Source organism: Streptomyces iconiensis (assembly GCF_028657195.3).
GTDB classification, from domain to species: domain Bacteria; phylum Actinomycetota; class Actinomycetes; order Streptomycetales; family Streptomycetaceae; genus Streptomyces; species Streptomyces iconiensis.
Map to the genome: position 1 here is coordinate 196003 of NZ_JANCPR020000011.1, position 19285 is coordinate 215287.

Annotated in this window: 13 protein-coding genes; 6 read left to right on the forward strand and 7 right to left on the reverse strand. The window is 71.1% G+C overall.

Annotated features, from left to right (window positions below; translation table 11 throughout):
• Positions 1-21: 21 nt before the first annotated feature.
• On the reverse strand, positions 22-816 hold the full coding sequence (locus tag NMN56_RS13875) for a maleylpyruvate isomerase family mycothiol-dependent enzyme (protein WP_274041227.1): 795 nt from the start codon (positions 814-816) through the stop codon (positions 22-24).
• Positions 817-1834: 1018 nt separating this feature from the next.
• Here NMN56_RS13875 and NMN56_RS13880 point away from each other — a divergent pair.
• From NMN56_RS13880 to NMN56_RS13890, 3 genes are all read left to right on the forward strand, one after another.
• Positions 1835-3358 (forward strand): DEAD/DEAH box helicase, encoded by a 1524-nt coding sequence (locus NMN56_RS13880; RefSeq protein WP_274041228.1) that lies wholly within the window; start codon positions 1835-1837, stop codon positions 3356-3358.
• A 349-nt stretch (positions 3359-3707) separates the two neighbouring features.
• Positions 3708-4028: an SCO5918 family protein gene (locus NMN56_RS13885; RefSeq protein ID WP_274041229.1), complete on the forward strand. Its 321-nt coding sequence runs from the start codon at positions 3708-3710 to the stop codon at positions 4026-4028.
• 232 nt (positions 4029-4260) lie between these two features.
• Complete coding sequence (locus tag NMN56_RS13890) at positions 4261-4884, forward strand: GyrI-like domain-containing protein (RefSeq protein ID WP_274041230.1); 624 nt, start codon at positions 4261-4263, stop codon at positions 4882-4884.
• A 148-nt stretch (positions 4885-5032) separates the two neighbouring features.
• Here the strand turns inward: NMN56_RS13890 and NMN56_RS13895 are convergent, their stop codons facing one another.
• From NMN56_RS13895 to NMN56_RS13905, 3 genes are all read right to left on the reverse strand, one after another.
• Complete coding sequence (locus NMN56_RS13895; RefSeq protein WP_274041231.1) at positions 5033-5407, reverse strand: hypothetical protein; 375 nt, start codon at positions 5405-5407, stop codon at positions 5033-5035.
• A gap of 351 nt (positions 5408-5758) precedes the next feature.
• A complete protein-coding gene (locus NMN56_RS13900) occupies positions 5759-6511 on the reverse strand; it encodes a thioesterase II family protein (RefSeq protein ID WP_274041232.1) in 753 nt (250 codons plus the stop codon).
• Positions 6508-12723: a type I polyketide synthase gene (locus NMN56_RS13905; protein ID WP_274041233.1), complete on the reverse strand. Its 6216-nt coding sequence runs from the start codon at positions 12721-12723 to the stop codon at positions 6508-6510. The genes NMN56_RS13900 and NMN56_RS13905 overlap by 4 nt, the downstream gene beginning before the upstream one ends.
• Positions 12724-12861: 138 nt before the next feature.
• On the opposite strand from NMN56_RS13905, the gene NMN56_RS13910 reads away from it, so the two are divergent.
• Both NMN56_RS13910 and NMN56_RS13915 read left to right on the forward strand, forming a co-directional pair.
• A complete protein-coding gene (locus NMN56_RS13910) occupies positions 12862-13632 on the forward strand; it encodes a VOC family protein (protein WP_274041234.1) in 771 nt (256 codons plus the stop codon).
• 167 nt (positions 13633-13799) lie between these two features.
• Positions 13800-14546: an MIP/aquaporin family protein gene (locus NMN56_RS13915; protein WP_274041235.1), complete on the forward strand. Its 747-nt coding sequence runs from the start codon at positions 13800-13802 to the stop codon at positions 14544-14546.
• A gap of 524 nt (positions 14547-15070) precedes the next feature.
• Here NMN56_RS13915 and NMN56_RS13920 read toward each other — a convergent pair.
• Positions 15071-15322 carry a hypothetical protein gene (locus tag NMN56_RS13920; protein ID WP_274041237.1) on the reverse strand — a complete coding sequence of 84 codons (252 nt, stop codon included), beginning with the start codon at positions 15320-15322 and terminating at the stop codon, positions 15071-15073.
• A gap of 438 nt (positions 15323-15760) precedes the next feature.
• Here NMN56_RS13920 and NMN56_RS13925 point away from each other — a divergent pair, with 438 nt between their 5' ends.
• On the forward strand, positions 15761-17587 hold the full coding sequence (locus NMN56_RS13925) for a bifunctional metallophosphatase/5'-nucleotidase (RefSeq protein ID WP_274041238.1): 1827 nt from the start codon (positions 15761-15763) through the stop codon (positions 17585-17587).
• A gap of 344 nt (positions 17588-17931) precedes the next feature.
• On the opposite strand, the gene NMN56_RS13930 is transcribed toward NMN56_RS13925, so the two are convergent.
• Together NMN56_RS13930 and NMN56_RS13935 are read right to left on the reverse strand one after the other, a co-directional pair.
• The gene (locus NMN56_RS13930) at positions 17932-18903 is read right to left on the reverse strand and encodes an NmrA/HSCARG family protein (RefSeq protein ID WP_274041239.1); all 972 of its coding nucleotides are present in this window, start codon (positions 18901-18903) and stop codon (positions 17932-17934) included.
• Positions 18900-19285: zinc-binding dehydrogenase (locus NMN56_RS13935; RefSeq protein WP_283742485.1), on the reverse strand; the 386-nt coding region annotated here is incomplete at its 5' end. The genes NMN56_RS13930 and NMN56_RS13935, both read right to left, overlap by 4 nt.

Consider the following 19285-nt stretch of genomic DNA (forward strand, 5'->3'; position numbering starts at 1 on the left):
GACCAGCGGTACGCGTACGCGTCAGACCGGCGGCACGAGGGCCGCGTACCGGTCGATCAGGGACCGTTCGCCGTCGATCTCCAGCCGGTCGGCCGGCAGCCTTCCCCAGAGGAAGAGCATCAGGTCGGAGGCCGTACCGGAGAGCCGGACATCGCTGGGCGCCGCCCGCCGGACGTGCGTGACGGTGTCGCCGTCGAAGCGGACGGTCCACGCGCCGGGCCCGTCGGTCTGCCGGAAGCCGTAGCTCTCGCCCTTGCCGGGAGGCGCTTCGTTCCGTGCGCGCCGGGCCGGCACCATGGTGTCGAGGTTCTGCGTCACGCCCTCGACCGCCAACTCCGTATCGAACGGCGAGGCTTGGCCCATGATCCCTTCGGCGTCCCAGCGGTGCACGGCCACCTCGACCGTCTGTATCCGCAGCCAGAACCCGGCCGTCCAGTCGTCGGACCAGCTCCACACGCGCTGCGCCGGGTCCGTGTCCCGGAACCGCTCGGCCAGTCCGGCGGCTCCCCGCTCGAACCAGTCGACCAGTACGGGCAGTACGGGTGTCCTGTTGGGCGCGTTGTCCGGGTGCGGCCAGGCCGTGAGATCGTCAGGCAGCTCGTAGAGCGACAGGTCGCTGAGGTCCGGCTGCTCCAGGAGCCCCCGGTCCAGGATGCGGCGCACGAAACGGTGCACCCCACCCAGGTGCACCGCCAGATCACCGGCCCGCCAGCCGGGACACGAGGGCACAGGCGGCGCCTCCTGCTCACCGACCGTACGCCTGACGGCGTCGGCGAAGGCCGTGGCTTCACGCTCGAAGTGCGGCAGGTAATCCATGGCCACACTCTGTCAGTTGGCGCTACGCCGCTCCATGCCTCTCCCTTGCCCTTCCTCGCTCAGTGCCCCTTTTCCCGGAGGCCGACCAGGTCACGGACGGCTCGGCGCCACCGCCCGCGGCGACGGTGAGGGATGCGAACGGCATACCGGCGCCCAGACCATCGACACCCAGTCCCTCGGCGCCCAGGAGCAGCGGCTGCCCGGGGACGCACCGCTGCGCCCCGACCTGTTCCCGGACGCGCTCCCGCACGGCCTTCCCGGGAAGGGCCCGCCCGCCTACGGCGCCCGGCCGGCGGGCGCGGCCACCCGCCCGCGGGGCCCATACCTGAGCCGGCGAGGGGAGAAAATCGGGGCGAGCCGCCCCGAGGATTTCTTTCCCGGCAACGGGTGCTGAATTGGTTTTCTTCGCCGCACCGGCACTCCGTGGTAGTGTCTATGTTGGTTGCAGTTATGGTCCCCAGAAACTCCGAGCACCCTCACCGTGTTTCCATCCCGGTGGGAGCTCTTTTGCATTTCGGTCATTTCCGGCAGGGTAATCATCGCGGCGACACGGAGTACGCACCGTGCGGGCTCCTGGCACTGCCCCGAAGGAGATGTGGCATGACTGCAGACACCGCGAAGTGGTTCCGCACCGCAGAGGGTTACGGGCCCATCGAGCAGACCGACGACAACGCCGCCGCCGAGAACATCGTTCCCGTCTGACGCGCACTCCACGGCCGGGCACCCTCCTGAGTGAGCCCCGACCGCCGCGCCCCGGGGCCTGGCCCCACGTGGACGGCCCCGCCGCCCGCAGCCAGGCCATGAGGCCACACCGCCTCTCCGCCGGACCGATCTGCCCCGACCCCGCTGCCCGTTTCGCTCCACTTTTTCCGTGTCACGCCTCGCCGGTCATTCACCGGCGAGTACGCACCATGAACGAATCCTTTACGCATTTCACTCGGCCCGTTCTCATAATTCTCCGCGTTGCGCATTCGCCGCGGGAATTCCTTGGTACGTGCCGCATCGAGGAAGGTCCCGCTTGAACCGCACACGTACGAACGACCGCTACTCCCGCACCCGCACCGGCGGTGGCTCGGGCTCCGGGAGGGGCGGCAGCCGCTTCGGTGGCGCACCCGCAGGACGGTCGGGCGGTGCCCCGAACAGGTCGGGCTCCGGCAACCGCTCAGGGAGTTACGGCCGCCGGCCGGCCGCGCAGCAGGGCGAGTTCGCGCCGCCGGAGACGCTCACTCCCGCACTTCCCGCCGTCGAGGCGTTCGCCGACCTCGACATGCCGGCCCCGCTGCTGTCGGCGCTCAGCGCCCAGGGCGTGACCGCCCCGTTCCCGATCCAGGCGGCGACCCTGCCGAACTCCCTTGCGGGGCGCGACATTCTCGGCCGTGGCCGCACCGGTTCGGGCAAGACCCTCGCATTCGGGCTCGCGCTGCTGGCCCGTATCGCCGGTCAGCGTGCCGAGTCACGCCAGCCGCTCGCCCTGGTCCTGGTCCCCACCCGCGAGCTGGCCCAGCAGGTCACCGACGCGCTCACCCCGTACGCCCGCACCATGAAGCTGCGGCTGACCACGGTCGTCGGCGGGATGTCGATCGGCAGGCAGTCCAGTGCGCTCCGTACGGGCGCCGAGGTCGTCGTCGCGACGCCGGGGCGGCTCAAGGACCTCATCGAGCGCGGCGACTGCCGTCTGAACCGGGTCGGCATCACCGTCCTGGACGAGGCGGACCAGATGACCGACATGGGCTTCATGCCCCAGGTCACCGCGCTGCTCGACCAGGTGCGTCCCGAGGGCCAGCGCATGCTGTTCTCGGCCACCCTGGACCGCAATGTCGACCTGCTGGTCCGCCGCTACCTGACCGACCCCGTGGTCCACTCCGTCGACCCGTCGGCCGGCGCTGTCACCACGATGGAACACCACGTGCTCCACGTGCACGGTGCGGACAAGCACCGCACGGTGACCGAGATCGGCGCCCGCGAGGGCCGGGTCCTGATGTTCCTGGACACCAAGCACGCCGTCGACCGGCTGACCGAGCACCTGCTGAACAGCGGCGTACGCGCGGCTGCCCTGCACGGCGGCAAGTCCCAGTCCCAGCGCACCCGGACCCTGGCCCAGTTCAAGGCGGACCGTGTCACGGTGCTGGTGGCGACCAACGTCGCCGCGCGCGGTATCCACGTCGACAACCTCGATCTCGTCGTGAACGTCGACCCGCCCAGCGACCACAAGGACTACCTGCACCGCGGCGGCCGTACGGCGCGCGCCGGTGAGTCCGGAAGCGTCGTCACCCTCGTACTGCCCAACCAGCGCCGCGAGATGAGCCGTCTGATGGCCACGGCCGGCATCACCCCGGAGACGACCCAGGTGCGCTCGGGCGACGCGGAGCTGACCCGCATCACGGGCGCCCAGGCACCCTCGGGTGTTCCGGTCACTCTCTCCGAGGCCGCCAGGGAGCGCCCCCGCCGCAGCGGTGCTTCCTCGTCGGGACGGAGCCGCCGCAGCGGCAGCGCCCGCGAGCGGTACAACGAGCGCGCGACATACCGGTCGGGCCGGTCGTAGTCCTCTTCGCGGGACGGCCGGCGCGCGTAGGGCCGGGCCATCCGCCTCTGGAACAGACCGATTTGGCACTGTTTCAGGGGCGGTACCGCCGTCCCGCGGCTCCCGCCCCGCAGAGTCCCGACCGACATCATGGAGCATCCGGCCCGTATGTCTGGGACGCTAGGACTGTCGAGGTGGGACTGCCCGTCATGACCGGCGCCTGTGCCGGTCATCCGTCCCTCCCATGCCCTTCCACGACGAGGACGGCCGGCGCACGGGGCTGGTCGCTCCGGCACAGCCAGCCGTTCCCCGCCCGCTCCCATTGACCGCCGCCCCTGTCAGGCAGCTCGTCCCTTACCTGTGAGGCATCATGCACTGTGTCATCGCCCGTTTCCCGTTCGACCTCACCAAAGAGGGAGTGGTGGCCGCGATGAAGGGCATCAAGCCCGAGCCCATCACGGGCGAATCCGTGATCATCGGCCGACGTCACTTCCCGGTGAAGCAGGTGGGCGCCGTCATCACCCGCCAGGACCGCCGTGACTTCTCCGCCCGGGAAGTCACCCTGGCCATGACCCACCTCGGCTTCACCTGCCGTGCCCAGCCCGAGCCCGAGCAGCCCCCGGCCGTCACGGAGCGCCAGGCGGCGTCCGACATGCTGGGCTCCCCCCTGGGCACTCCCACCGCGCAGTAGCCGGAGCCGGCGCCAGAGCCGGGGACGGTCGCGTCTGAGAACTGAGGAGGGCCCTGCCGGCACACGCCGGCAGGGCCCTCCTCGCGTACTCTCGCCGTCGGCGCCATGGTCGTGACCGGCCCCGAAGCGCCGTGGCGGTCTCGGCCCCGGCCGGCTCGAAGCCGAACAGGCGTGGCTCGCCCGTTACCGTGCATCGCTGCACGATGCGCGCCCTCCAGCGAAAGGGACAGCCATGGCCCCGTACGACGTCAAGCGCGAGCAGAAGCAGCTCTACGCGCCCAGGAACACCACGTGGTCCGTCGTCGACGTGCCCGAGCAGCGGTTCATCGCCATCGACGGCAGCGGGGACCCGAACGCCTCACCCGCCTACCCCCGCGCGGTCGAGGCCCTCTACACGGTCGCCCACACCCTCAAGTTCGCCGCCAAAGGCACGGCCGGCGGCGACTTCGTCGTCCCTCCGCTGGAAGGGCTGTGGTGGTCGGACCGGCCCGACGCGTTCACGGCCCGCGCCAAGGACACCTGGAACTGGACCATGCTCCTCACCATGCCCTCCTGGGTCACCAAGGACATGATCGAGGAGGCCGAGCGGAACGCGCTGGCCAAGAAGAAGCTCCCCGCGATCTCGCAGCTCCGGCACCTGACCCTCCACGAGGGTCCCAGCGCCCAGGTGCTGCACATCGGCTCCTACGACGACGAGACCCCGGTGATGAACGAACTCCACCGGACCTATCTCGGCGCCAACGGCCTGAGGCCGACGGGCATGCACCACGAGGTCTACCTCAGCGACCCCCGGAAGACGGCTCCCGAAAGACTCAAGACCGTTCTGCGTCAGCCGGTGGAACCCCTCGACGGGTGACCGGTCGTCGACGGGTAACCGGTCGGGCGCCAGGCCCCGGGGCCCGAGCCGGGGGCCTGACGCCTTCTGACGGGAGTCGTCTCCGGGGCCGTTCGACGGCGAACTGCGAGACGGCGGGTGAGAAGACGGCGGACGGAAAGCGGCAGGGTCAGCGGTCGGAGTAGCTGAAGTCGCCCACCGTCCAGGCGGTGACGTCGTGGATGGCGACGCGGTACATCCCGCCTGTTTCGGGAATTCCGATGCTGCCCTGGAGGATGCGGGCGATGTGAAAGTGCAGGTGGGTGGGGGTCCTGCCGGGGCCGGGTCGGGTCTGCGCTGGATCGGGGGCGAAGATGCGGGAGAACGGGCCCAGATGGTCGGAGTCCGTGAGGACCTCCGAAACCCGCTGCCTCCAGACGGCTTCCGGGGCGAGCCGGCCGGTGACGACGGCGCCGCCGACGACCACGGTCAAGGACATCTGATTGCTCTGCTCGGACTCCACCATGGTGGCGATATCGACGAGGAGCTCGTCAGGGTTCGGCATGAGAGCCGATTCTATGCGGAGGCCCCGTGCACGGCGCGCTCCCGACAGCCCCTGTCGCGGGCGCGGGGCTGTCGGGGCACGCGACTTCTCCCCGCTCGAAGGGTTCGGGCGAGTGCGCGCTGCCCGTCCGGTCTAGGGCCCTTCTGATGGATCAGGCTGGATCAGGGAGCGTCGTCCTGGGGCTTCGGATCCAAGGCGGAGGAGGTGGGGGCACCTCCCGGCCGGAGGCCGGGGGACCCTGCGCAGCAGCGGCGACCGACGACAACGCCGGTGGGGGCACCCCCCTGCTCGAAGAGCTTGGGGGAGGAGTCGCAGGGCGGCGCGAGCCCGGCAAGATCCATCAGAAGGGCCCTAGCTGTGTGCGGCGCGCAGGAGTCCCGTGATCTCCTCCGTGCGCTCGTTCACGAAGAAGTGGCCGCCGGGGACCGGTCTGAAGGTGAACTCGCCCTCCGTCAGCGCCTTCCAGCCGCGCAGCGAAGCGGGCGGGATGCTGCTGTCTGCCAGCCCGGCGAGCACGGTGACGGGACAGGCCAGCGGGGGTTCTCCGGGAGGCACGTAGGTCTCCACCAGGGCGAAGTCGGCACGCAGGCTGCTCGCCGCCAGATCGAGCGCGGCGCGGTCGTCGAACAGCTCGACCGGTACCTGCCCGTACAGGCCGAGCATCGTCATGAACGCGGCGTACGGCAGGTCGTGCAGCGGCGCGCGCTCGCCCGGTACGTGCGGCGGGCGCTGCGCCGCGACCGTCAGCCGCAGCGGCGATCGCCCCTCCGCCTCCAGCCTGCGTGCCGTCTCGAAGGCGACCATCGCGCCGAGGCTGTGCCCGAACAGCGCGTAGGGGCCCCGGATCTGTTTCCGCAGGACCGGCAGCAGTCCGTCCATCAGGCGGTCCATGGCGCGGTACGGCGCCTCCGTCGCGCGCCCCTCCCTGCCGGGCAACTGCACCGGTACGACGTCGATGTCCGGTGCCAGCAGCCGCTGCCACGGGCGGTAGACGGAGGCTCCCTGGCCGGCGCACGGGAAGCAGAAGAGGCGCAGCCGCGCCCCCTCCCTGGGAGGGAACGGGAGCCATGCGCTGCTGCTCGCAGCCGAGGTGACCGTGCTCATGCGGTGATGATGCCCGCGATGGCACGGACCGTCGGATTCTCGATGAGTGTGGCGATCGGCAGATCGGTGTCGAACTCCTTGCGTACGCGCGCCGCGAGCTGGACCCCGACGAGGGAGTTCCCGCCGAGCGCGAAGAAGTCGTCGTCCACGTCCACCTCCCCTTCCCCGACCCCGAGCGCGTCGGCCCACAGCCTGGTGAGCCGCTGGTGCGTGGTGCCGCCGCCGTCCCCCTCGCCTTCTCCGTCTCCCTCGTCTCCCTCGCCCTTCCCGTCTCCCCCGTCGGCCGTGGCAGGCGATCTGCTCCGGGAGGAAGCGGAGCCGCCGGGCGGTCCGCTGTTCAGGCCCGCCTCCGCGATCACGTTCCGGGTGAGGCGTTCGACCGAGCGGAGCCGGGCGTCGATGCCCTCGGGCACGACCACGATCTGCGGCCCCAGGCGCGCGCCGAGGATGTGCCAGAGCGCCTCGATGCCCTCCTCGGGGCGGATCGCGAACTCCCCGCCGAGACCCGGGGCCGGGGCCGGTTCCGCGGTCTTTCCGGTCTCCGGTTCGGTGGGCTGTTCCTCCGGTGGCGCCTGTGCGGCCTTCTCCGTGACGCTCCGCCGGAACTCGGCGGGGTCCCATACGCGGACGGTGTAGCCGGTGACGTCCACGACTTCGCGGCCCGTTCCGTCGGTGAGCGTGAGGTCGAACGTCACCATGTTCTGATGGGCGCTCCGGCGGCGCGAGTACACATGGAGCGTGGCGGGCAGCGGCGCGCGCAGGGTGATCTCGCTGATGGAGAAGGGCAGATAGCTCTCACCCGTCGAGCCCAGTTCGGGGAGGTAGACGGCGTTGGACGTGGCCGCGTCGAACATGGCGGGGTGCAGCGGGTGGTCGGCCAGTTCCCCGGCGTACTCCTCCGGCATCTCGACGCGGGCCAGGGTGGAGGAGTCGTCGCGCCGTATCTCCGCCATGTTCGCCCAGCGGGGCCCGAACTCGATCAGGCCCAGCTGGGGTTCGTACGGTTCGGTGTCCGGCTTGACGACCGGGAAGCACTCCCGCAGCACGTCGAGGTCCTGCACCTGCGGCGTGCTGTGCGGCGCCGTACGGACCAGGCCGGTGGCGTGCTCCGTCCACTCAGCGCCTTCCCCCCTACCGCTGTCCCACTCGGCGTTCCCTTCCGCCTCGCCCCTCTCCACCGCTTCGGCCGAGCTGGCGACGGAGAAGCGGTAGCCGCCCCGTTCGGGTACCAACGTCGTGCGCAGCACGCGGCGTTCGGTGAGGGTCAGCACGGACAGGAACGTGACATCGGTCAGCCGCAGCGGCCCCCCTTCGGCCGCGAGCGCGTCGTCTCCTGCGGCGCGTGCCGTCTCCAGGTAGGCCGTCGCCGGCCAGACCGGTGTCCCGGAGACCCGGTGTTCGCGGGTCACCCAGTGCGTGTCGCCGTCCACGGAAAGGCAGTAACGGATCTCGCCGTCCGGACCCTCGGACCGCTCGCCGAGCAACGGGTGGACGCCGGAGCCACGTTCGGGTGCGGGGTGATCGGCGTTGCCGGAGGGCGGGACACCCGGTGCCTCTTCGGCGGGCAGGTGCCCGTTGGCCTGGGTAGGGGTGGCTCCGGGAATGTGGCCGTCGCCCGGTGCGTGCCCGTTGGCCTGCGCGTGACCGTTGGCCTGCGCGTGACCGTTGCCCGGTGCGTGACCGTTGCCGGGTGTGTGTCGGTCGGCCTGGCCTTCGCCGTTCGCCCGCGCGGGGTCATCGGTCTGCTGCGCGTGGCCGTTCGCCGTGGCGTGACCGTTGGCCGCGGGGGTGGTGACCAGGATGCCGGTCGGCGCGGGGGCGCCCGTCTGGAGGGCGCGGAAGGCGGCGGGTGCGAGCGTGCCGGCCTTCGCTGCCATGCCGATCTCCGCCCAGGCGTCCCAGTTGACGGACACGGTGAAGCCGGGTCCTTCGGCTGCGCGGGCATGCGCGTAGGCGTCCATGAAGGCGTTGGCCGAGGCGTAGTCGGTCTGGCCGAGGTTGCCGGCGACGGAGGTGATGGAGGAGAAGAGGACCATCACCTCCGCGGTGTCGCCGAGCAGCCGGTCGAGGACGAGCGTTCCTGTGACCTTCGCCGACATGACGCGCTCGGCCTCGGCACGGGTCTTGAGCGCCAGCAGGCCGCCGCCCGGTACGCCCGCGGTGTGGAACACGCCGTGTACGGGCCCGAACTCCCGCTCACCACGCGCCACCACCTCCCGCATGGCCTCCTCGTCGGCGACGTCGGCACGGCAGACCAGCACCTCGGCGCCGTAGCTCTCGACGCGCAACAGCCGGCGGACGGTCCGCTGCACGGCGGCGGGGTCCGCTTCGTCTCCGGCTGGTTCCCGTGCGAGGATCCCGTCCCACTCCTCGCGGGGCGGAAAGGCGGAGCGTGCGGTCAGTACGAGCCGTGCGCGTACGGCCTTCGCGAGGCCCTCCGCGACGGCGAGCCCGATTCCGCCGAGTCCGCCGGTGACCAGGTAGGTCCCGCGCTCACGCAGTGGCCCCGAGGCGCCGCGGGTGCGGGGTTCGGGGACCTGCGGGTAGCTGAGGAGCCAGCGCCTGCGCCCGCGCAGGGCGACCCAGCGGTCTCCGCCGGCGGCAAAGGCGGGCGCGGGCTGTCCCGCCCGTGCCAGTTCCTCCAAGAGGCCCTCGGTGAAGCGGTTTTCGGTGACGTCCAGGCACCGCACCGCGAACTCGGGCAGTTCCTTGGCCATGACGTCGCAGACGCCGGTGACGGCCGCGCGGGCGGGTTCGATCTGCTCGGCACCCGTGACCGCGCGCAGCCGCGAGCCGACCACGTCCCAGCGCAGGCCGGCGGCGAGCGCGGAGGTGCGTTCCGCGAGGGACTGGGCCAGGAAGAGGACGCTGAAGAAGCCGAGGTCCAGCCATGCGGCGGGGCTCCGGCCGTCGCCGGGGCTCTGGCCTCCGTCGAAACTCCGATCACCGCCGGGGCTCAGCCCGTCGGCCGGGCCGAACAGCCAGGCGTGCAGGACGCGTTCGGGCAGGAGCCCGTCGGCGGTGAGCGAGGCGACGAGCTGGGTGTAGTCCTCCCGTGCGCCCGGGCGCAGCACGTACCGGCTGCCGGTCAGGCGTATGTAGCGCGCGCCGGGTTCGACGGTGACGACCTGTCCGCCGGCCGCGCGGAGCCGGTTGACGAGCCCGTCCAGCGCGGTGCCCCTGCGGAAGAGGAGCCAGGTGCGGGCGAGGGAGGCGGTGGCCGGCGCGGGGTTCTGGTCCTCGCGCCACTCCGGCCGGAACAGCGCGCGTTCGACGGGCCGCCGCCCCTCCTCGTGTACGGGCTCCCGGTCTCCCTCTCCTCGGGCCCGTTGTTCTGCCTCCTCCGCGGTGCGGGGCCTCTCCGCGCCTGCCGGGGCGGTCGAGGGCGCTGCCGGGTCGAGCCAGTGGACCTTGCGCTGGAAGGGGTAGGTCGGCAGGGGTACGCGGCGCCAGTCCTGGCCCCAGTAGGCGTCCCAGTCCAGGGGTGCGCCCGCCGTCCAGAGCGCGGCAACGGCGCGTGCCAGGCAGTGGGGGCCGTCCTCCTTGCCCTGCGGCATGGGCATGGTCGGCACGACGGGCCGTCCCTTGCGTCCCGTGGCGAGGGCCTGGGCGCGGGTCAGTCCGGTGAGGACCTGTCCGGGGCCGGTCTCGACCAGCAGTAGGTCCTCGTCCTCCAGCAGCAGCGCGACGCTCGGTGCGAAGCGGACCGGGGCACGCAGATGTTCCGTCCAGTAGGCCGGGTCGGTCGCCTGTTCCCCGGTGATCCACTCCCCCGTGACGTTGGAGACGAACGGGAGGCGCGGGGCGCGCAGTTCGACCTGGGCCAGTTCGGCGGCGAACGCGTCGAGGGCGGGTTCCATCATCGCGGAGTGGAACGCGTGCGAGGTGTGCAGCCTGTGCCCGGTCACGCCGCGTTCGGCGAGCGTGGTCCGCGCGGCCTCGACGGCCTTGTCGGGGCCCGAGATCACGGTGAGGCGGGCGCCGTTGTAGGCGGCGATGTCGACGCCGGGCAGGCCCTCGACGTCCTCGGCAGCCGCGGGTACGGCCAGCATGCTGCCGCCCGGCAGCTCCTGGACGAGCGCGCCCCGTCTGACGACGATCCGGACGGCGTCGGCGAGGGAGAACACGCCGGCCAGGCAGGCGGCGACGTACTCACCGACGCTGTGCCCGACCATCGCCCTCGGCTCCAGGCCCCAGCTCATGAGCAGCCGCGCCATGGCGTACTCCAGCGTGAACAGCGCGGGCTGGGCCATGCTGGTCCTGGTCAACGCGCGGACGGCGGCGGGCTCTTCGGCGGCGAACATCACCGCGCGCAGGTCCGTGGCCAGGTGGGGGCGCGCGAGGTCGGCGCACTCGTCGACGGCCGCGCGGAAGATCCGTTCCTGCGCGTACAGCTGCTTGCCCATGCCGAGGTGCTGGGAGCCCTGGCCGGGAAAGAGGAAGGCGACAGGGCGTGCCCCGTCCCGCACGGGTGCGGCGTCGGTCCTGGCCGCGCGCAGGGCGAGCGGAACGGGGGCGTCGCCGGGCACCACCGCTGTCCTGTGCCGGAAGGGTGGACGGCCGCAGCTCAGCGTGGCGGCGGCGTCCTCGTACGGCAGTCCGGGGTGCGCCTCCAGGTGGTCGGCCAGCCGGTCGGCCGCCGCTGCGAGCGCTTCGGGGGTACGCGCGGAGAGCGGGAGCACCAACGGGCGCCGCCGCACCGCCAGTTCACCGCCGTCCTCCCCCTCGCTCACCTGGCCACCAGGCGGCTCCCCGTTTGCCTGGCCGCCGGGCGGCTCCTCCTCGCTTGCCCGATCACCGGACGGCTCCTCCTCGCTTGCCCGGTCGTGGCCCGGCCCTCCGCTGCTCGCGCGTTCCGGCGTAGGCGTGGGCGTGGCCTCGGCGAGGACGACGTGCGCGTTGGTGCCGCCGACGCCGAAGGAGCTGACGGCCGCCGTACGGGGCCCTTGGAGGCGGCGCCAGGGTGACAGCTCGGTGTTGACGTAGAAAGGGCCGTTCTCGAAGTCGATCTCCGGGTGCGGCTCCGAGTAGTTGATGCTCGGGGGGATGCTCCCGGCCTGGAGGGCCAGCACGGTCTTGATGAGCCCGATGACACCGGCTGCGGGGCCGAGATGCCCGACGTTGCCCTTGACCGAGCCGATGGGGCAGGTGCGTACGCCGGTCAGGCCCAGGTCGCGGTAGGCGCGGGTGAGCGCGTTCACCTCGATGGGGTCGCCGACCCTGGTGCCGGTGCCGTGCGCCTCGACGTAGCCGATGTGGGCGGGGTCGATACCGGAGGCGGTCATGGCCTGCTGGATGAGTGCGGACTGCCCGGCGATGCTCGGCGCGGTGAACCCGGTCTTGCGGGCGCCGTCGTTGTTGATGGCCGAGGACCGGATCAGGGCGTGCACATGGTCGCCGGCTGCCAGCGCTTCGGCGTGGCGCTTGAGGACGACGGTGCCGACACCGGTTCCGAAGATCGTGCCGTCGGCCGCGGCGTCGAAGGGCCGCACGCGGCCTGTCACCGAGAACATGCCGCCCTCGGCCGAGTGGTATCCGGTGACGCGGGGCAGCTCGACCTGGACGCCGCCCGCGACAGCGGCGTCGCACTCGCCGCTGCGCAGCGCCTGACAGGCCAGGTGCACGGCGACGAGCGACGTGGAACAGGCCGTCACCACGTTCACGCTGGGCCCCGTCAGGCCGAGGTGGTGGGAGACGGCCGTGGTGATGTAGTCGGTGGCGTTGGCCACCATGACGCCGACCTCGCCGAGATAGGCGGAGGCGTCGGGGTGGGAGCTGACGTTCCACTCGCGGTAGAAGTTGGGCGCACCGCCGCCGTAGACACCGACGGACCCGGGGAAGCGGAACGGGTCGTAGCCCGCGTGCTCCAGCGCCGTGTAGGCCGACTCCAGGAACAGCCGGTGCTGCGGGTCGCGGACCTGTGCCTCACGCGGCGTCAGGCCGAAGAAGGGTGCGTCGAATTCGGCCACGTCCTCCAGGACCGGTTTTGCCCTGATGTAGTGCGGATCGTTCAGCTCCGCCTCGGGGATACCGGCGGCGCGCAGTTCCTCCTCGCCGAAGCGGGTGACGGACTCCACGCCCTCGGTGAGGTTGGCCCAGAAGGCGTCGAGGTCCGCGCCACCGGGAACCCGGAGCGCCATGCCGACGACGGCGACGGCATCGTGATCGTCCGATGAGTCACCGCCGGGTCCACGCGGGTTCGTACTGTGCACGTTCCGGCCCCCTTACAGACGTCCGTGCATCCTGCAGGGCCCTCAACTCGCGCGTCAATGCGTACAGTTCGGCAATGACGAACGGCCGCCGACCGCTGCTCCTGTCGGCGTCCTACCCGCTCGGGGAGGAGAACACCGGTGCCCGAACCCACGTCCTACCGTCCGGGAGCACTGTGCTGGACGGAGCTGCACGCGCCCGATGCCGGCGCCGCCGAGCGGTTCTACGCCGCCGTGCTGGGATGGGGGTACGTGTACACGGGCCCCGAGTTCGACCACTACCGGTACGCCACGTCGCGGCGGCAGATGGTGGCTGGTATCGCACCTACGGAGGAGGCGAAGGGCAGCTGGATCGTCTTCTTCGCCGCGCGGGAGGTGGACGTGCTCGCCGAACGGGTAAAGGCGGCGGGAGGCGAGGTGGACCACGGGCCCGCCGATGTGGGTGTGCTGGGCCGCAACCTGCTGGCCGTGGACCCGTGCGGCGCGCACGTCGGGTTCTGGCAGCCGCGCGCGCACCTCGGCGCCGGGCTCTTCGACGAACCCTCGGCACTGTGCTGGGCGGAACTCGCGGTGCGGGACACGGCGGAGGCCGACCGCTTCTACGCGGACGTACTCGGGCTGCGCGTGGCGGCGCACGCGGCTGCGGGCGACGCGCGGTACGCGGCCTTCCGACTGGCGGACGGTGAGGCCGTCGCGGGGCGGACCGTGCTGGGCCCGGAGCGGAAGGACGCCGAACCGTTCTGGATGCCCTATTTCGGGGTTACCGACGCGCGGCGTGCCACCGATGTGTCAGTGGATTACGGGGCAACGGTGCTGTATTCGGGCGTCAATGCGGAAGGGCGCGGCGTCGCCGTTGTCTCGGATCCCTGGGAGGCGGTCTTCGCGGTGCTTGAAGTCCCCTCAGGGCACTGACTCTCCTCCCTTCGCCGACCCGCCGCCTTCCGCACTCGCTTTCCTGAGCATTTCCCGCCGCATTCCTCCGTTCAAGGCTGGAGCGGCAGTTCCCGAGGAAGTAGGGTGCGCGACCACTCGCCGTCATGAGAACGGCGTGCTGAGCCGCGAAGCTGTGGAGGTTACTGATGACCGCGGGCTCCATCTTCCTGTGGGAACTACTGGGCACTTCGGTGCTCGTCATGCTCGGTACGGGCGTCGTCGCCAACAACGTACTGCGCAGGACCAACGGCAACAGCACCGGAACGCTGTTCGTCAACATCGGCTGGGGTTTCGCCGTGTTCACCGGCGCGAGTCTCGGGGCACCGAGCGGCGCGCATCTCAACCCGGCCATCACGCTCGGCATGGCCGTCGCCGACAAAACCGAGTGGGCGGATGTGCCGGTCTACTTCCTCGCGCAGATGCTGGGTGGCGTGCTCGGCGCCGTGCTCTGCTGGGCCACTTACAAGCTGCAGTTCGACGACCACGACAAGCCCGCCGCCACACTGGGTATCTTCGCCACGGAACCCCAGATTCCCCATAAGTTCTGGAACATGGTCACGGAGACCCTGGGCACCTTCGTCCTCGTCGCGTTCGTACTCTTTTCGCCGGGCTACGACAAGGGGCAAGGCGGAATCCCCGATTTCGGGAATTCCGCACTCGGTTACGCAGGTGTCGCATTCGTCGTGCTAGTCATCGGCACCTCGCTCGGCGGCCCCACGGGGTACGCCATCAACCCGGCACGCGACCTCGGACCCCGTATCGCGTACGCGTTCGTTCTGCCGATCAAGGGCAAGGGCATCGCCCAGTGGGGCTACTCATGGGTTCCGGTGTTCGGCCCGTTGCTGGGCGGGGTGCTGGCGGCGCTGCTCTTCCTCGCCTATCCGGCGGCGTGACCGCCGCGTTCACCCGTGCCGACCCGCGCTGACGCGCCCGAGGCGGGGCGCGCCGGCGGGCGGGGCAGCCGGCCGCAGCGCGCGCCGTCGGACTCCGGCCGCCCCCGCCCGCCGTGCCCCGGCCGAGCTGCTGGGCCAGCGAGCGTGGCCAGCCACTCCTGTTCCATGTGCCGGCTGTTCCATATGCCGACAGGGAAGGCGTTCGGGCACCCGGGAGGCGCCGCGGCTGCCGCTGCCAGGTGGACGGCGTCATAGGCGGGGTCCGGAAATCCCATGTGTCCGAGCATCAGATGGGAAATGCCGACGGACCGGCCGCCGCCGGGCAGCGGGTCAGGAGTTCCGCGTTGTCCTCGCCGCGCGCGAGCGGTACGAGTGTTTCGCACAGCGCACGCACTCCGTCCGCCACCCGCGAATCCTTTTCCGTCGAAACATCCGAATAGGCCCACTATGAGGACGCTTCGCTGCCTTGCGATTGACCGCATCTGACGCCGCTCGCTGATCCACCGGGGATTACGGGACAGCCCTTAGGCAAGGTCGCCTCGCACACCCCCCGCGGAGTCCGATGTCGCCGCCGGCTGCTCGACCACCTCGGTCACGAGGAAGTACTCGTTGCAGCACAGGACATGAAGGCTCAGATCGTCCGACGCTCCCTCGGCGAGAGAGGAATACTGCGCCTCCAGCAGTTTCTCCAGCGTCGTCCCCCGGTCGAAGACCCCCGCGCCGAAGAGGCTTTGCACCATCTTTCCGATCTCACCGTGCGTGAGCCTGGTTTTCATGATCCCCCGATTCTTCGTGAATGTTTCCTTGTGCGTCGCTCATGCTGACATCCCGGCCTTTCACAGGCACATGAACGCATACGTGCTGTAACAAAAGGCGCAGGCGGAGCCGAGTTGTCAGCTCCGTCGACCCCGCAATTCCGGAGTTTCCTGTATTTCCTGGCGAGAGGGCAGGTGCCCAGGTGGCCGGATTCCCGTACACGCTCGCTCTCTTGGGCTACCCGTACGTAGTTCAATCAGCGAGCCGTGACGAGGGTGCGGCCATGGACCGGCATGGCAACGCGTGCGCCCTACGGCACCGAGCGGGCGGCGGGCCGGAGCGGGTGGGCCACTCCTATGGGTGGAACGGGCGCGATGCGGGTGTCCGCGCGGTGCCGGGGCGATTTGATCACAGCGGTCACTTGACCACCGTTTCCTCACCCCTGGAAAGGCGCCACCTTGCACGCACCAGCACCCCGCCTCCTCGCCCGCCGGCTGGCTCTCGCCGGCGGCATCTCGGCGCTCGCCCTCCTTCCCGCGATGACCCTCGCGCCCTCGGCCCCGGCGGCGGGCCCGGGCGAGGGCCGCACCACACCCGTACAACTGCTCGCCGTCAACGACCTGCACGGCAACCTCGACGCCGTGGAGGGCCCCGCGGGCGCCGTCTTCCGCGACGGGCCCGGAGGAAAGCCGGAGAAGGTGCAGGCCGGTGGTGTACCCCGGCTGGCGACGCTGCTCGACCGCGCCCGCGCCGACGCGAAGGGCGCCAACTCCCTGACCGTGGGCGCCGGAGACATGATCGGCGGCAGCCCGCTGCTCTCGGCCGCCTTCCACGACGAGCCCACCGTCGAGGCCCTGGAGACCATGGGCCTGGATGTGACCTCCGTCGGCAACCACGAGTTCGACGAGGGCCCGGCTGAGCTGCGCCGTATGAAGAACGGCGGCTGCCACCCGGAGGACGGCTGCGCCGAACCGGACAAGCCGTACGACGGCACCGACTTCCCCTACCTCGCCGCCAATGTGCTGCCCAAGGCCGGGCAGAAGGCCGCCGGCGCCAAGAGGGCGGCCAAGAACAGAGGGCCCATCCTTCCGCCGTACTGGATCAAGAAGCTGCCCACCGGGGAGCGCGTCGGCTTCATCGGCCTGACGACCAAGGACACCCCGGCCGCCGTCAGCGCCTCGATGACCAAGGACCTGGTCTTCGAGGACGAGGTCGCCACCCTCGACAAGTACGCGGAGGAACTCGACCGCAAGGGCGTGAAGTCCGTCGTCGCACTCGTCCATGAGGGTGCGCAGCCCAAGGGGAAGACGTACGACGCCGACTGCGACAAGGACGGCCCGGCGAGCGGGATCGACGGCCGTATCAAGGGCATCGCGAGCAAGACGTCGTCCAAGGTGGACATGTTCGTCACCGGTCACTCGCACGAGCCGTACGTCTGCACGGTCAACGACCCTGCTGGGCGGCCCAGGTTGGTGACGCAGGCAGCGTCCTTCGGGCGTACGTACACGGATCTGCGCTTCGACATCGACCGCGGAAGCGGCGACATCGTGCGCTCCTCGGCCTCGGCACGCAACCACATCGTCACGCTGGACACGCCGGCGCACCCCGCCGTTTCCAAGACTGTCGAGAGGTGGCGCGCGCGCTCGGCGGATCTGGCGAACAAGCCGGTCGGGTACATCTCGGGCGACATCCCCGGGCGCGGCTCCGACCAGCCGGAGACGCCACTGGGCGACCTGATCACCGACACACAGGTGGAGGCCACCCGCGGCGAGGGCGCCGAGCTGGCGCTGCTCAACTGGGGCGGTATGCGCTCCGACCTGGTGTACCGAGCCTCCGGCAAGGAGGGGGACGGCGTCGTCACCTACGGCGAGGCTTTCCAGGTACAGCCGTTCGACAATCCGCTGGTGACGATGACACTGACCGGCAAGCAGCTCATGGACGTGCTGCGCCAGCAGTTCTCCGGTGCCAACGAGGGCTACGCGCAGGTGCTCCAGATCTCCTCAGCCCTGAAGTTCGACGTCGACATGTCACGGCAGGGCGCCGAGCGGCTGCGGGCCGGCAGCGTCCGCGTGAACGGCAAGCCGGTCGACGCCTCGGGCAGCTACCGCGTGACCGTCAACGACTTCCTGGCCGAGGGCGGCAACGGCTTCACCGTGCTCAAGGAGGGCACGCACCGCGAGAGCACCGCAACGGACCTGGCTGCCTTCACGGACTACCTCAAGAACCACTCCTCGCCCCAGAAGCCCATCGACCCGCCCGCCGCCGACCGCATCACCTTCCAGTAGGGCCCCGGCGCGGACCCCGGCTCTGGCACGGGGACTTGCGGTGGGTGCTCCCGCCCCCCCCGCTCACCAGGAGCACAGCGACCGTGAGACCAGCCCGCGCCGTCACCGATGTCCTCCAGCCCCGTAACGCCCTGCTCGCCGGGCTGACGAGGCTGGGGGCGCGGCGGCGACTGGACGGACGTGGCCACGGCGGGCGCCTGGCTGCTGTGAGGGGGCGGCCGGGCGCTTGGAAGGCGCACGGGGCGCCCGGACGGTGCGGCCGGACGCCGGCGGTGGGGCCGAGGGCCGGTTCCACCGCCGGGGCTTCCTTCCCGTCCCCTGCCACCCCGGGCGGTCGCCCGGTGTCATCCGCGGGCGGTGCCGTCCCATCCGGTGGAGGTCAACCAGTCGGTGAACGTGGCCAGTTGGGGGTGCCGGGCACGCAGGGCCGGGAGGTCACGGTCGCGGGAGAGGATGTCGCGCTCCTGGAAAAACGCGAACATCGCGGCGAGATCATGGCCGACCCCGGGTATGGAGCGTGCGAACTCGTCGAGTTCCACCGCCTCGTAGGCGCTCGGCACACCGGTCACCCTCTCGAACGCCGCCGCGATCTCGTCCCCTGTGAGGCTGTCGGCCGCGACGCGCAGCGTCCTGCCGCCCCACTCGTCCCAGTGGTCGAGCAGATGACGGGCGAACCAGGCGATGTCGTCGAGCGCGATCAGCGGCCAGCGCCCGGCCTCGCCCAGCGGCAGGCCGAACCGGAGGCCGTCGCGGCCGTCGGGCAGCCGGGTCCTGCGCGGCGCCAGGTCGTACAGGTTCTCGAAATACGGTGCCGTCACGAGTACGGCGACGTGCCGCGAGTACCAGCCGTCCGGCTCCTGCCGCATGGCCTCCTCGGAGCGGTGGAGCGCGATACGGGCTTCCACTGCGGCCTTGGCGTCGTAGTGCGGAACCGGGATCCGCCCGTCGGTGAGGACCGCCGCGTTGTCCAGCGACGACCAGACGAACCGGTCGACCCCGGCCTCCCGGGCCGCGCGCAGGGCCCGCAGACCCTGTGCGTACTCGCCCTCGGGGCTGGCCGTCGCGAAGAAGTCGGTGTTGCAGAAGACCTGGTCGACGCCGTGGAAGGCGGCCTTCAGCGACTCCTCGTCGTCCAGGTCGCCGCGTACGAGCCGCACGTCGCCCGGCGTGTCACCGACCAGGGCCCTGGCCCGCTCGGAGGACGGGTTCCGCGTCAGCACCCGTACGACGTCGCCGCTACGCGCGGCGAGCGTACGGACGACGCGGGCGCCCATGACTCCTGTGCCCCCGATCACGAGGGCGGTCGTCCCGGTCACTTCGCGACCTCCAGTACGAGCTTGCCGCGTGTGCGGTTGGTCTCGCCCAGCCGGTGGGCCTCGGCGGCCTCTTCCAGGGCAAAGGCGCGTTCGATCTCGACCTGGACGGCGCCGGCGTCGACCAGTCCCGCGATGGCCGTCAGTGCCGCCGCGTCCGGCTCGACCAGGAGCGGGCTGGTGCGCACGCCCGCCCGGCCCGCTGCGGTGGCCAGGCCGGGGGAGACGCCGCCGGGTACGGAGACGACGATGCCGCCCGGCCGGGTCACCGACACGGACCGCACATCGGTCTCGTCCAGCGTGCCGAGCAGGTCGATGACGGCATCGACTCCGCCGGTGGCGTCCTCGAACCGCCGCTGGGTGTAGTCGATCGTCTCGTCGGCGC

What these genes read in the sequence shown, in the direction of transcription:
- NMN56_RS13875 (WP_274041227.1), bottom strand. Translation starts at nt 816, where the DNA reads ATGGATTACCTGCCGCACTTCGAGCGTGAAGCCACGGCCTTCGCCGAC.
- NMN56_RS13885 (WP_274041229.1), top strand. Translation starts at nt 3,708, where the DNA reads ATGCACTGTGTCATCGCCCGTTTCCCGTTCGACCTCACCAAAGAGGGA.
- NMN56_RS13890 (WP_274041230.1), top strand. Translation starts at nt 4,261, where the DNA reads ATGGCCCCGTACGACGTCAAGCGCGAGCAGAAGCAGCTCTACGCGCCC.
- NMN56_RS13895 (WP_274041231.1), bottom strand. Translation starts at nt 5,407, where the DNA reads ATGCCGAACCCTGACGAGCTCCTCGTCGATATCGCCACCATGGTGGAG.
- NMN56_RS13900 (WP_274041232.1), bottom strand. Translation starts at nt 6,511, where the DNA reads ATGAGCACGGTCACCTCGGCTGCGAGCAGCAGCGCATGGCTCCCGTTC.
- NMN56_RS13915 (WP_274041235.1), top strand. Translation starts at nt 13,800, where the DNA reads ATGACCGCGGGCTCCATCTTCCTGTGGGAACTACTGGGCACTTCGGTG.
- NMN56_RS13920 (WP_274041237.1), bottom strand. Translation starts at nt 15,322, where the DNA reads ATGAAAACCAGGCTCACGCACGGTGAGATCGGAAAGATGGTGCAAAGC.